The organism is Phytohabitans sp. LJ34 (assembly GCF_052068095.1).
Taxonomy (GTDB): Bacteria; Actinomycetota; Actinomycetes; order Mycobacteriales; family Micromonosporaceae; genus Phytohabitans.
In genome coordinates, this window is the sequence record NZ_JBQHDG010000022.1 from 127,873 (window position 1) to 142,289 (window position 14,417).

The window sequence follows — 14,417 nt, forward strand, 5'->3', positions numbered from 1 at the left end:
CTATTTCAATGCTCGCGCCACCCCTGGTGTCGGCTTGCCGACTACCGCTCGTGATTCGTGGTTGTGCACACGGTGATCGGTCCGCTTAGATCCGCTCGCTCGATCTGGCGCTCGTACGGGGGAGGCCACTATGCGGCGTTCGCGGATGTCTGGTTGGCGGGCTCGATGGGGCCGCCACGGCGCGATCGGGGTGCGGGTCGCCGTCGCCTTCGTGCTGCTGGCCACGATCGTCGGCGACGTGCCCGCGGTCCGCGGTCGCGGCGAGCCGGCGGTGGCCTGCGTCGGGGCGCGACCCGACCAGGAGGCCGCCGCCACCGTCGCCCGGGCCTGCGGCCACGAGGTCGAGGTCCTCGACCAGCGCTCCGAGACCGCCCGGGTCTTCGCCGCGCCGGACGGGACGGCGCGGGCGGAGATCCACGCCGCGCCGGTCCGCTTCGCGCGCGACGGCCGCTGGCAGCCGATCGACCTCACCCTCCGCGAGAGCGGCGACGCCGTAGCGCCCGCCGGGCACCCCAACGACCTGCGGCTGTCCGGCGCGCGCCCCAAGGGCACCCACGAGCTTGCCGCCGTCGGCCTCGGCGCCGCCCGCGTCGCCATGAGCTGGACCGGCGCGCTGCCCCGGCCGGTGCTGAACGGCACCCGCGCGACGTACGTGGACGCCCTGCCCGGCGTGGACCTCGTCGTGGAGGCGACCCGCACCGGCTTCGCGCAGTCCCTCGTCGTGAAGGAGCGGGCCGCCGCCGGCCGCGTGGCGGCGGTGCCGCTGCTGCTGTCCGGACCCGGAGCGGCGAAACACCGGCGGGACAAGGCCGGCGACATCACGCTGCTCGACGCCGCGGGCCGGACGACGGCGACCGTACCGGCGCCGGCGATGTGGGACGCGAAGACCCTGCCCGACGGCTCCCCGGCGCGCACCCAGCCGATCAGCACCTCCACCAGCGACGCGAAGCGCGGCGGGGTGCGGCTGACGCTGCGACCGGACCAGAAGTGGCTCCGGGCGCCGGGCACCCGCTACCCGGTCACCCTCGACCCGACCGTCAACCCGCTCTCGACCACCTTCGACACGTACGTGCGCGAAGGGCTGACCACCAACCAGAGCGGCGCCGTCGACCTCCAGATCGGGCTCCTCGCGACCGCCCCACCGACGATCAACCGATCCTTCCTGACCTGGAACACCGCGGTGCTCGCCGGCAAGCACATCCAGGCCGCGACCGTGAACTTCTGGAACTTCTGGTCGCATACGTGCACCGCGCAGAGCTGGGAGATCTGGACCACCGGCGCGGCCAGCACGAGCACCCGCTTCACCAACCAGCCGGCCTGGCTCAACCGGGAGGCGACCTCCACCGCCACGCACGGCTCCACCGACTGCGCCGACGCGTGGGCGCCGGTCAACGGGGTCAACTTCTTCCAGCGCGCGGCCAGCGCCAACGCCACGACGGCGCACATGGGCCTGCGGGCCACCGACGAGACGGCCGTGACCACGTTCAAGCAGTTTCGCTCGCGGGAAGCGACCGACACCAGCCAGGTGCCCTACGCGAGCGTGACCTACCAGTCGTACCCGGTCCTCGGCACCCGGGCGACGGTGCCGGCCACGGCATGCGTTGCCAGCGCCGACCGGCCGTTCATCGGCAGCCTGACCCCGCAGCTTCAGGCGGTCGTCTCCGACCCGGACGGGGGCTCGCCCAGCGCCGAGTTCGAGTGGTGGCACAGCGGCGGCGTTCGCATCAACGGTGCGACCGTCTCGGTCGCATCCGGCGCGAACGCGACCACGACCGTACCGGCCGGCCAGTTCGTGGAGGGCGGCACCTACTCCTGGCGGGTGCGGGCGCGCGACGCGGCGGGAGGCGTCACGGCGTGGTCGGCGTGGTGCGAGTTCACAGTGGACACCGGTCCACCCACCGCACCCGTGGTGTCCTCCGTGGACTATCCGGCCGACGGTCAGGAACACGGCGCGGCCGGCCAGCCGGGCTATTTCCTGGCGCGCCCGGCCGGCTGGCCCGCCGGGCAGGCGGCCCAGTGGTCGCTCACGGACGGCGCGAACTTCGACCGCACCGGTAACGGGCACGACCTCTCCGCCCGCGGGGGTCTCAGCTTCAGCGCCGACGCCAGCCCCGCTGTGCGGTTCGACGGGGTCGACGACTCCGCGGTCACCGAGGGGCCTGTGCTCAACACCTCCGGCAGCTTCACGGTGTCGGCGTGGGTGCGCCTGGAGCAGACCGATCGGTCGGTCACGGCGCTGAGCCAGGACGGCACCCGGGTGAGTGGCTTCACGCTCGGCTACTCGGGCGACTCTCGCAAGTGGACGTTCGCCCGACCGAACTCGGACACCGACAGTCCCACGCTCACCTACGTCGCGTCGCGGGCGGCCGCGGACTTCGGCGGCGACGGCACAGCCCGCCCGCTGACCCACCTCACGGGGGTCTACGACGCGCCCGCCCAGACCCTCACCCTGTACGTGAACGGCCGGTCACAGGGCAGCGTGGCGTACACCGGAACGGCGAACGCCGCGGGGCGGACGGCGGTGGGCCGGGCCCAGTGGAACGGGAGCGACGCCGCCTTCTATCCGGGGCGGATCGGCACGGTGCAGGTGTGGAACCGTGCGCTCACCGCGGCGGAGGCGCTCGCGATCGGCGACATCACGACCGTCAGGTACCGGTGGGACACCGACCAGTCGACGTCGAGTGGTGGCCTCACCGCGATGGACCTGAGGTCCGTGTTCGCGGCGCCACCGATCGACGGTCAGCGCACGCTCACGTTCTGGAACGAGGACCGGGCCGGTCGCCAGTCGGCGACGGCGGCCTACACCTTCCGGGTCGCCCCGGCCGGACCACACCACCTGTACTACGACGCGGCCGGCCAGCTCGTGGCCATGCGCCAGGAGAGCAACGGCGGCACGGCCATCTACGACTACGACGCCAACGGCAACCTGCGCGGGGTCGAGCGCCGCGACTACGGCTTCAGCGTCCTGAGCGTGGTGCCGGCGCGGGCCGCGGTCGGGTCCCGGGTCGAGATCGGTGTCTCCCACCTGACGATCACCGACCCGACCGTCACCTTCACCGGCACCTCGACTCCGGCGGAGATCGTCTCGTCCGCGAACGGGCGCCTCGTCGTCCTCGTGCCGCCGGGTGCCACGACCGGGCCGATCAAGGTGACCCTCAACGGCGGACAGGGCCCCGAGGGGGCAAGCCCATCTCCGTTCACCGTGATACCGGGCAGTCCGGCGCCTGACATCACCGGCATCTCCACCACCGGAGCCGACCCGGGCAGCACGGTCACCATCAACGGCTCCGGGTTCGACCCGAACCGGGCGCGGGACACCGTGGTCTTCGGGCGCACCACGGCCCGGGTGACCGCGGCCACCACCACGCAGCTCACCGTCGTCGTGCCCGACGCGGCGACCAGCGGCCGGGTCCAGGTGCGCACGCCGGGCGGGGTGGCCACATCGGACACCGACTTCGTGGTGCCCCCGCGGCCGTACACGACGGCGAACGTGGTGGACGGCGGCCGGCTGGCCGTCGACGGTCCACAGACGACGGTGACCGTGCCGGCGGGCAAGACCGGACTGTTCCGCTTCGAGGGCAACCCCGGTGACAAGCTGAGCCTCGGCCTCACCGGCGCCGCCGTCACCGGCACGTCGAAGGTCCGGCTGTACACGCCGTACGGCGGCTCGTTCGCCCGCGACCAGTTCGACACGGCCCGCGAGGTCCCCGGCATCACCGGCGGGATCGGCCTGCCCGCCCTGACCACCGCCGGCGTGTACCAGATCGCCATCGAGCCGCCCGCCGGCGCGGGCGCGCTGACGCTGACGCTGTCCCGGCAGGCACAGGGCACTTTGGACGCGGCCGGGCAGGGTTCGACGTTCACGGTCGACCGGGCCGGGCGATACACCGAGTTCACCTTCACCGGCGGCGAGAACGCCGCCATGAACCTCGGCTTCGGCGACTGGTCGCTGCCCTCCAACGCCCAGCTCGACATCGCGGTGTACGCGCCGCCCGGCGACACCGTCGGCCTGTGGCGGGACGAGTTCGCGGCCGTCCGGGACTCGTCGCTGGGCTTCAAGACCCAGATGCCCGGCACGTACCGGGTGGTGGTCGGGGTCCGCAACGCCGGCCTCGGCTCGGCCCGGATGTGGCTGTCGCCGGAGATCAACGGCGGCACGCTCGCGGTGGGTGGCGCCGGCAACCCGATCACGTTCAGCCGGCCGGGGCAGTGGGCGCGGCTCGCGTTCGACGGCACGGCCGGGCAGCGGCTCGGCCTCGGCTTCTCCGACCTGACGCTGAGCGCCGGCGGGGTCAGCTACCGCCCCGCCGTGGCGCTCGTCAACCCGGACGGCACCCGGCGCAACCTGAGCGGCGGCGAGGAGTTCGACATCCAGCTCACCGCCGCCGGCCGGCACGAGCTGATCGTGGTGGCCGGCCCGGCGACCGGCGGGGCGCGGGCCTGGCTCTCCGGTGAGGCCGACGGCGGCACGATCACCGCCGGCACCGACAAGACCGTCACCGTCGCCCGCTCCGGGCAGAACCAGCGGCTGCGCTTCACCGGTACCGCCGGCCAGCGGCTCAGCCTCGGCGTGGTCTCCTCCGCGCTGCCGGACGACGTCTGGTTCCAGGTGTACGGACCGGGTGGCAACCAGATCGTCACCTGGGCGGGTGACGTGGACCTGCCGCAGCTGTCCGTCACCGGCACGTACGAGATCCTCCTCGACCCGGACTCGGGTGGCACCGGCGCCATCACGCTCGCGCTCTCGCCGGAGCTGGACGGCGGCACCGTTGCCGTCGACGGCGCCGGCACGCCAGTCTCGATCGGCAAGGCCGGCCAGAACGCGCGGATCCGCTTCACCGGTGCCGCCGGGCAGCGGCTCAACCTCGGCTTCAGCGCGGCGAGCGTCCAGTTCGTCAACCTGACCGCGTACCGGCCGGACGGTTCGCAGTTGGTGACCCGGTTCACGCCGACGTCCGAGGGCCTGGACCTGCCCGCACTCCCGGTCGCCGGCACGTACGAGGTGGTCATCGACCCGGACGGCGGCGCCACCGCCAACCTGACCGTCATCGCCTCCACCGAGGCCGACGGCGGCGTCGCGACCGTCAACGGGCCGGGGCTGCCGGTGACCGTGACCCGGCCGGGCCAGACCGCGCGGATCGCGTTCGACGGCACGGCCGGTGACGCGCGCCGGGTGACGATGGCCGGCGCCTCGTTCAGCAAGACCTTCTACGACCTGCGCGTGCTGGCTCCGAACGGCGCCGTCGTCGTCGACGAGTCGCTGCTCTCCATCCAGTCCACCGTGGACATTCCGGCGCTGCCCGCGACCGGCCGGTACCTGGTGGTCGTCAAGCCGGCCCTGGGCGGCACCGGCTCGATCACGTTGGGTGTGGCCACCCGGACGGCGGCATTCGCGGCGGCGTCCGCGGCGAAGCCCGCCGAGCCGGTCGAGCGGTGCCCCGCCATGGCGGAGAGCCGGCCGGCGGCGGCGACCGGCTTCGCGGTCACGGCGCCGCCCCGCCCGGCGAAGCGGACTACGGCCGGCGAGCCGGACGCGGGCGCGCCGACCGCCGGCTGGCGGGCGTGTGGCTTCCCGAAGGCGGCACAGCCGGCGCCCAAGGCCGAGCGGGCCTGGAAGCCGGACGCGAAGAACCTCGCCGGCCGCGACTGGATCACCCGCTTCGGCGCCCCGCCCGCGCCGGCCGGCCTGGGCTCCGCGCCGAAGGACACGACCGCGGTCGCCGGCCAGGTGCGCACGGTCGCCGGCACCCCGCTGCGCGACGTGACCCTCACCGCCGGCCAGGTGCGGGTGAAGACCGACGCCGAGGGACGCTTCCTGCTCTCCGGTGTGGAGTCCGGGCGCCGGGTGTTGCGCGTCGACGCCCGCGGCGTGGGCGGCACGTCGTACGGGGTCTTCGACATCGGCGTCGACCTCCAGGCGGGCATCACCACCCACCTGCCGTACACGATCTTCCTGCCCGAGATCGACAAGGCCGCGACCGTCAAGGTCGACAGTCCCACCCGGGCGCCGGTGGTCCTGCGCACCCCGGCCATCCCCGGCCTGGAGGTCCGCGTCCCGGCCGGCACGGTCGTGCGCGACGGCGACGGCAAGGTGGCCAAGGAACTCTCCATCACCGCGATCCCGATCGACCGGCCGCCCTTCCCGCTGCCGCCGACCCGGGTGCCCATCTACTTCACGGTCCAGCCCGGCGGGGGCTACCTCTTCCCGGCCGGCGCCCAGGTCGTCTACCCGAACTACACCGGCGAGTCGCCCGGCACCCGGATGGACTTCTGGAGCTACGACCCGGAGGGCCAGGGCTGGCACATCTACGGGCGCGGCACGGTCAGCCCCGACGGCAAGCGGGTGGTGCCCGACCGCGACGTGAAGATCTACCGGTTCACCGGGGCGATGACCGCGGTGCCCGGCCACGAGCCGCCGCCGGTCGCGCCGAAGTCGCCGGCCCGGGTCGCCGACCCGGTCGACCCCTCCACCGGCCTGCTCGTCGACCAGGTCACCGACCTGGCGATCGACGACGTGATGCCGATCGCGCTGCGCCGCACGTACCAGCAGGGCGACCCGTACCTGCGTGCGTTCGGCGTCGGCACGAGCTTCGACTACGGCGCGTTCCCCTGGTCGACCGGCAACATCGGCAACTTCACCTACCTGGAAGCCGACCTGGTACTCGGCGACGGCAGCCGGATCCACTTCAGACGGATCGTGCCCGGCGAGAAGACGTTCCTGGACGCGGTCTTCGCGGCCGACCCGTCGCCGCGTGCCGAGTTCCGCGGCGCGCTGATGTACTGGAACGGCAACGGGTGGGACATCAAGCTGCGCGACGGCACCACGCTGGTGCTCGGCGACGAGGCTCCGCTGCAAGCGATCCGCGACCGCTACGGCAACACCACCACCATCACCCGGGCGCCGGCGCCGGCCGACCCCGACGGCAACGTGCGCGCCCGCGGGCCGGTCACCCAGATCACCTCGCCCAGCGGCAAGTGGATCAAGCTGACCTACAACACCGCCAACCCGCCCCAGGTGACCCGGGCGGAGGACAGCCTCGGCCGCTCCGTCTCGTACACGTACGTCAACGGCTACCTGGACACCGTCACCGACGCGAACAACGGCGTCACGAAGTACACGTGGGAGAACGGCCGGCTCAAGACGATCCGGGACGCGCGCAACCTCGTCTACCTGACCAACGAGTACGACGCCGAGGGGCGCGTGCTCAAGCAGACCGCGCCGGACGGCGGCTTCTGGTCCTTCGCGTACACAAAGGACAGTGCGGGCCGGATCACCGAGACCCGGGTCACCGATCCGCGGAACACCGTGCGGCGGTTCACCTTCAACGCCCAGGGCCAGGTACTCACCGACACGCGTGGGCTCGGCACGGCGGCCGAGCAGGTGACCACCATCCAGCGGGACGCCGCCGGCATGCTGCCCACGGCGACCGTCGACGCGCTCAACCGGCGCACCGAGTTCGAGTACAACGCCGCCGGTGACGTCATCCGGATCACCAGGCTCGCCGGTACGCCCGAGGCGCACACCGAGCGCTTCACCCGGGACGGCCCGTTCGGCGAGGTCAGCAAGTACACCGGCGCGTACGGCGCGGAGACGCTGCTCACGTACGAGCCCAACGGCGCCCTCCAGACGGTGACCGACCCGGTCGGGCACACGACGACCTACGCCACCGACGGCGCCGGACGGGTCACGTCGGTCACCGACAACGACGCCAAGACCACCACCATCGGGTACGCGCTCGGCGACCCGGTGTCGTTCACCGACCCGCTGGGCCGGACCACGCGGCTCACCTACGACTCCGCCGGGCGGGTCGTGGCGTCCACCGATCCCACCGGCAGCACCACGGAGACCACCTACGACGGGATGGACCAGGTCCGGGCCGTCATGGACCCGCTGGGCCGGACGACCGCGTTCGAGTACGACGCCAACGGCAACCTGACGAAGGTCACCGACCCGCGCCTGGCGACCACGGTCCTGGCGTACAACAACATGGACCTGCTCGAGTCGGTCACCGATCCGCTGACCCGGGTCGAGTCCTATGTGTACGACAAGAACGGCAACCTGACCCGGCACACGAGCCGGCGTGGCAAGGTGACCGAGTTCGTGCCCGACGTGCTCGACCGGGTGCAGACGGCCAGGTACGGCGTGACCTCCGCGACCGCGCAGGAGAGCACGGTCACGTACACGTTGGACAAGGGCGACCGGGTCACCCGGATCGTCGACAGCGCCGGCGGCACGGCCAACTACAAGTACGACGGTCTGGACCGGGTCACCGAGGACGCCGGCCCGCAGGGCACCGTCACGTACCTGCGCGCGCCGCCGTCCCAGGCCGACGAACCCGGCGTCGTGGTGGCCGTGGGTGGCCAGACGCTCTACAGCGACACCTACGTCGAGGCCACCGGCCAGCGCACCGTGCGGGATCCCGCCGGCAACGGCGTGCGGCAGAACCAGGACGGGGTCGGGCGCCTGCTGTCGACCTACGCCTACAACCCCGCCGACCCCTTGGGGCAGGGCTACTCGTACGACGCCGCGGGCCAGCTGAAGGAAATCGACTACGTCCGCGCGGCGAGCGGCACCGGCGAGGTCGTTGGCAAGATCACCTACGAGTACGACGCGGCCGGCCGTCCCACCCGCATCGGCGGTGACTTCGCCCGAGCGAGCGTCCCGGCCGCGTTCGGTCCGGCCACCTACAACGCCGCGAACCAGCTCACCAACCTGGCCGGCACCGCGGTCACGTACGACCTCGACGGCAACCTGACCTCCGACGGGCGCGCCACGTACACCTGGAACGCCCGCGGGCAGCTCACCGCGACCACGGCCGGCGGCCCGACCACCAGCTACACCTACGACCCGCTCGGCCGCCGGGCCAGCCAGATCGAAGCCACCGGCTCCACCACGTCGTACGTGTACGACGGCCTGAACCCGGTGCAGGAGAAGGTCGGCGCGACGGTCACCGCGCAGACCATCTCCGGTCGCGTCGACGAGGTCTTCTACCGCACCAGCGGCGGCACGATCCGCCGGTTGCTCACGGACGGCCTCGGCAACACGGTCGCGGTCGCCAACGGCACGGGCGACATCCAGGCCCGGTACGCCTACGACCCGTTCGGCCGCACGACGGTGGCCGGGAACGACGGCGGCAACCCGTACCGCTACACCGGTCGCGAGCAGGACGGGCCCGACAGCCTCTACCACTACCGGGCCCGGTACTACAGCCCGACGCTCCAGCGCTTCATCAGCGAGGACCCGGTCGGCTTCGCCGGCGGCGACGCCAACCTCCACCGGTACGTCGGCAACGCCCCCACGTACCTCACCGACCCGCTGGGGTTGAAGCCGGCCGTCCGGGGCTGTACGTCTATCAGTTTCGGCTGCGGAAAGGCGACGACGGCCGCCAACTGGGTGGACGAAGGAGGCTTCCAGAATTCGACGCCGCCTGCGCCGAGCACGCAAGGTGCTTGGTTCAGGTACCAAAGCGGCGCTGTCGGAACGCGATCGAATCTGGCGACGGGAAGATCTCAGGTTCCCCAATACACCGCGCCCGACGGGAATGGTGGTGTCGTTACCGCGAAATTCGATTCGGCGTTCGGTGACGAGGCGATCGACCGTAAGCTCGGATTGACCCGCTTCGGCAGAGACGAAGCGGAGCGGCAAGCCGCTGTCGCCCGCCACCACGGGTTCCAGGCGGTGTATGAGCTACCCTCTCAGACGAAGGTCGACCAGGCCAACGCGCTCCTCGCTGAATGGGGCGTAACGGGAATTCGGACCAGAGTGGGGAGTTGGTGACCCGTGGCGGCGGACTATCTCTTGAAGGCACTTCTCTCGGTCGTGGCAATGCTCGAAGACGCGGCCAAGTTCGGGATGGATTCACATTCAGCGGTCAATGCGTTGGAGAGTGCGGCCTTCGAGCTCGATCAAATGGACGCACCCGCGCGGCGGGAATTCGCTGAGATTCTCGACCGTATCGCGGCCTCGGCCGATCCGGCTCGGCAGGAGTGGATTCGCAACCTCCCACAAAACCTGGGGATCGATCTCACGTGAGACCTGTGCCGCGGCGGACGGTGCTCGGCGTGGCGGTGACCGGGTCCGCCGTGCTGGCGGCGTGCGAGCCCGGTGCGGACGCGGCGCCCGCGCCGGCGCCGCCGCGACCTGAGGTGCCGCACCAGGACGGGATCCTCACGCCGCCGCCGGACGCGGCCGTGTTCGCCGCGTACGACGTGACCGCCAAGGACCGGGACGGACTGCGCACCCTCCTGAGTGGACTGGGCGAGCGGATGGCGCGCGTCCGGGGCGGCACGGTGACCGTCGCGGTCGGTGCCTCGCTCTTCGACGGCCGCTACGGGCTGGAGCGCCACCGCCCGGCGCGGCTGACCGAGATGCCGGCGTTTCGCAACGACGTGCTCGACCCGGCGTGGTGTCACGGCGACCTGCTCCTCCAGGTGTGCGCCGGCACCCCCAAGCTGGCCGCCACGATCCTGGCCGACGTGACCGGCGGCGGCGCGGCGGTCAAGCGGCGGTGGCGGATCGACGGGCACCGGCCCGAGAATCGCACCGACGGGCCCGCCGGGCGGCCCTCCACCCGAAACCTCTTCGGCTTCCGCGAGGGCGCCGGAAACCCGGACGCCGGCGACGCCGCGCTGATGGACCGTCTGGTGTGGACCCAGCCGGGCGGTGGCGAGCCGGCGTGGACGGCCGGCGGCACGTACCAGGTGGTGCGGCTGATCCGGATGTCGCTGCCGCTCTGGGACGCCGACCCGGTGCCCCGCCAGGAGGCGGCCTTCGGCCGGCACCGGGCGGACGGCGCGGTGCTGGGCCGCGGTCGGGAGGACGAAGAGCCCGACTACGCCGCCGACGCCGACGGGCGCACGGTGCCGCTGGACGCGCACATCCGCCGGGCCAACCCGCGCACCCCCGAGACCGACGGCCAGCGGATCCTGCGGCGCGGCTATTCGTACCGCCGGGGCACCGACGCCAGCGGCCACCCGGACGTGGGCCTGGTCTTCGTGAGCTTCCAGCAGGACGTCGAGCGCGGCTTCGCCACCGTGCAGCGACGCCTGGCCGGTGAGGCTCTGGAGAAGTACGTGCTGCCCTTCGGGGGCGGCTACTTCTTCGCCCTACCTGGCGGCGCCCCGCTCGGCGCGAGCCTACTGTCCTAGGGCCAACCAGACCGTCGCGTACGCGCCGACGTGCACCTCGGCCGAGTGCGGGTGGCCGTGCGACGGCTCGTCGACGGCGACGACGGCGCCGAAGTTGCCGACGCCGGCGCCGCCGTAGCAGGGGGCGTCGGTGTTGAGGACCTCCGTCCAGCGGCCGCCGGCCGGCAGCCCGATGCGGTAGTCGCAGCGGGGGACACCGGAGAAGTTGGCCACGCAGGCCACCATCGAGCCGTCGTCCCCGATCCGCACGAACGACAGCACGCTCTGCCGCCAGTCGTCCCAGGCGATCCACCGGAAGCCGTCGGACGAGGTGTCGCGCGACCACAGGGCGGGGGAGTCGCGGTAAAGGCGGTTGAGGTCGCGGAGCAGGTCGGGGGTGCCTTCGCCGGTGAGCGACCAGTCGAGGCCGGCTTGCTCGCTCCACTCCCGCTCGTCGGCGAGCTCGCAGCCCATGAAGAGCAGCTGCTTGCCGGGGAACGCCCACATGTACGCCAGGAAGCCGCGCAGGCCGGCCAGCTTTTGCCACCGGTCGCCGGGCATCTTGGCGACCAGCGAGCCCTTGCCGTGCACGACCTCGTCGTGGCTGATCGGGAGCAGGAACTGCTCGTCGAACGCGTACACGGTGGGCCAGGTCAGCTGGTCGTGGTGGTAGGACCGGTAGAGCGGGTCCTTGCAGACGTACTCCAGCGTGTCGTGCATCCAGCCCATGTTCCACTTCAGACCGAAGCCCAGGCCGCCCCAGTCGACCGGCCGCGAGACCCCGGGCCAGGCGGTCGACTCCTCGGCGATCATCACGACGCCGGGGTGGTTGCGGTAGACCGTGGCGTTGAGCTCCTTGAGCAGGTCGATGGCCTCCAGGTGTTCGTTGCCCCCGAAGGCGTTCGGCGCCCACTGGCCCGGCTCCCGGGAGTAGTCCAGGTAGAGCATCGAGGCGACCGCGTCGACCCGGAGCCCGTCGATGTGAAACTCGGAGAGCCAGTAGAGCGCGTTGGCGACGAGGAAGTTTCGCACCTCGGTGCGGCCGTAGTTGAAGATGAGGCTGCCCCAGTCGGGGTGCTCGCCGGCCCACGGGTGCTCGTAGAGCGCGGTGCCGTCGAAGCGCGCCAGCGCCCACTCGTCCTTCGGGAAGTGGGCCGGCACCCAGTCGAGCAGCACGCCGATGCCGGCCTGGTGCAGCCGGTCGACCAGATAGCGGAAGTCGTCCGGCGTGCCGAAGCGCGACGTGGGCGCGTAGTAGCCGGTGACCTGGTAGCCCCACGACGGGCCGTACGGGTGCTCGGCGACTGGCATCAGCTCCACGTGCGTGAAGCCCAGGTCGGCCACATAGGACACGAGTTGGTCGGCGAGGTCGCGATAGGACAGTCCGGGGCGCCACGAGCCGAGGTGCACCTCGTAAACGGACATGGGCTTGGCGTGGTGGTCGGTGCCGCGGCCGGCCATCCAGGCCGTGTCGTCCCACTGGTACGCCGACTCGTACACCACCGAGGCGGTGCGCGGCGGGCACTCGGTGTGCGTGGCCATCGGATCGGCGCGCTCGGTCCACCGGCCGTCGGCGCCGTGGATGCGGTACTTGTACCGCGCTCCCGGCCCGACGCCCGGCACGAAGCCGGCGCGGATGCCGCTGGAGCCGAGCGGCTCCAGCACGACGCCGTCGTACGGGCCCCAGCCGGTGAAGTCGCCGATGACCCGGACCTCGCGGGCGTTGGGCGCCCAGACGGCGAAGCGGCAGCCGCCCGGCCGCGGGTGCGCGCCGAGCATCTCCCAGAGCCGCTCGTGGCGGCCCTCGCCGAAGAGGTACAGGTCGACGTCGCCGATCAGCGGCGGGGTGGTACGCGAAACCTGGTTGGGGACGGAAGGCAGAACAGTCGTCACGAAAGAACACCGTCCAGCGCGAGCAGGTTGCCCTCCGGCACCACGATCTTGGCGCGCCCCTCCTCCAGCAGCATCTCCGCCTGGCGGGTGTTGAAGCTGGAGGACTCGCGCCGCGCGGCGGCGTACGCGGCGGCGGTGCGGGCCGCGATCGTCGACCAGCCGTAGCGCTCGGCCACCATCGTGCGAGCCCGCTGCGCGACCGAGCGGGCGAAGGTCTGGTCGCCGAGCAGCGTGCCGACCGCGCCGGCCAGCGCGTCCGGGTCGCTGTGCGGGAACGTCACGCCGGTCACGCCCGGCTCGACGATCTCGGCGAGCCCGCCGGTCGCGGAGACGGCGAGCGGCGCGCCGGCCGCCGCGGCTTCGAGCGCCACCATGCCGAACGGCTCGTACAGGCTGGGCACCACGGTCGCGTCGGTGGCGGCGAGCATGGCGGGCAGCTGTGTCTCGTTCATGAACCCGGCGAAGCTGACCGTCTGGCTCAGGTCGAGCCGGTGGGCGGTCTCCTGGAGCTCGCCCTTGTACGGCCCGTCGCCGGCGATGACCACGCGCAGCTCCGGATGCCGGGCGCGCAGCTGCGGGATCGCGTGCAGGATGTGCTGCACGCCCTTCTCGTACACGAGGCGGCCGGCGAAACCGACCAGCGGGCCGTCGCCGGCGAAGCGCGACCGGGCCGCGGCGACCGCGCCGGGCTGGGCCTGCCACACCCGGTCGTCGACGCCGTTGGGGATCACCTGGACCCGCGTGGCGGGCAGTTCGAGCAGGCGGGTCACCTCCCACTTCATGTACTCGGAGCAGACCAGCACCCGGCACGCCTCGCGCCCCAGCCACCACTCCACGGAGTGGATGCACCTGTTCATCTCCTCGGGCAGCCAACCCTGGTGGCGGCCGGCCTCGGTGGCGTGGATGGTGGCGACGAGCGGGAGGTCGAGGTGCTCCTTGAGCGTGACCGCGGTGTGCGTCACGAGCCAGTCGTGGGCGTGGATGACGTCGAACTCGCCGGACTGGGCGGCGCGCAGCGCGGCGCGGGTCAGCGTGTGGTTGAACGCCATCGTCCAGGCGAGCAGGGAAGGCGTGGCGAGCGGAAACAGCGGCGGGTCTTCGGGGGCGCGGACGATGCGCACGCCGTCCGCGTACTCCTCCAACGGCGCGCCGGGCGCGTGGCGGGTGACGACGGTGACCTCGTGGCCGGCGGCGGCCAGCGACGTCGACAGGTGGTGGACGTGCCGGCCGAGACCACCGACGACGACAGGTGGGTACTCCCAGGAAAGCATCAGGACCCGCTGTCGCGGTGATGTCCGGATGTCGATTACGTCGCCGCCCGCCGTAGTCATAAGCCCGCCCCCTAGATGTGCAGCCGCCCCCTGCCCATGCGCGCGTACAGGCACACCGGCACGGGT

General features: G+C 72.3%; 5 protein-coding genes. 3 read left to right on the plus strand and 2 right to left on the minus strand.

Annotation, left to right across the window (positions count from 1 at the left end; all coding sequences use genetic code 11):
• Nucleotides 1–130 precede the first annotated feature (130 nt).
• Genes ACTMTJ_RS34000 through ACTMTJ_RS34010 form a run of 3 tightly spaced genes read left to right on the plus strand, consistent with a single transcriptional unit; the run spans nucleotide 131 to nucleotide 11,148 of the window.
• The gene (locus ACTMTJ_RS34000; protein ID WP_441222761.1) at nucleotides 131–9,778 is read left to right on the plus strand and encodes an RHS repeat-associated core domain-containing protein; all 9,648 of its coding nucleotides are present in this window, start codon (nucleotides 131–133) and stop codon (nucleotides 9,776–9,778) included.
• 3 nt (nucleotides 9,779–9,781) lie between these two features.
• Nucleotides 9,782–10,033, plus strand: coding sequence for a hypothetical protein (locus tag ACTMTJ_RS34005; protein WP_441222763.1), 252 nt, complete (start codon nucleotides 9,782–9,784; stop codon nucleotides 10,031–10,033).
• On the plus strand, nucleotides 10,030–11,148 hold the full coding sequence (locus ACTMTJ_RS34010; protein WP_441222765.1) for a Dyp-type peroxidase: 1,119 nt from the start codon (nucleotides 10,030–10,032) through the stop codon (nucleotides 11,146–11,148). Before ACTMTJ_RS34005 ends, ACTMTJ_RS34010 begins: the two co-directional genes overlap by 4 nt.
• Here the strand turns inward: ACTMTJ_RS34010 and glgB are convergent.
• A complete protein-coding gene (gene glgB / locus ACTMTJ_RS34015) occupies nucleotides 11,137–13,020 on the minus strand; it encodes a 1,4-alpha-glucan branching protein GlgB (protein WP_441222767.1) in 1,884 nt (627 codons plus the stop codon). The genes ACTMTJ_RS34010 and glgB overlap by 12 nt on opposite strands.
• A complete protein-coding gene (locus ACTMTJ_RS34020) occupies nucleotides 13,017–14,351 on the minus strand; it encodes a glycosyltransferase family 4 protein (RefSeq protein ID WP_441222768.1) in 1,335 nt (444 codons plus the stop codon). Before ACTMTJ_RS34020 ends, glgB begins: the two co-directional genes overlap by 4 nt.
• Between the last annotated feature and the right edge of the window lie 66 nt (nucleotides 14,352–14,417).

Excerpts from the sequence above, each read along its gene's own strand:
- ACTMTJ_RS34000 (WP_441222761.1), top strand. The coding sequence starts at position 131 with ATGCGGCGTTCGCGGATGTCTGGTTGGCGGGCTCGATGGGGCCGCCAC.
- ACTMTJ_RS34020 (WP_441222768.1), bottom strand. The coding sequence starts at position 14,351 with ATGACTACGGCGGGCGGCGACGTAATCGACATCCGGACATCACCGCGA.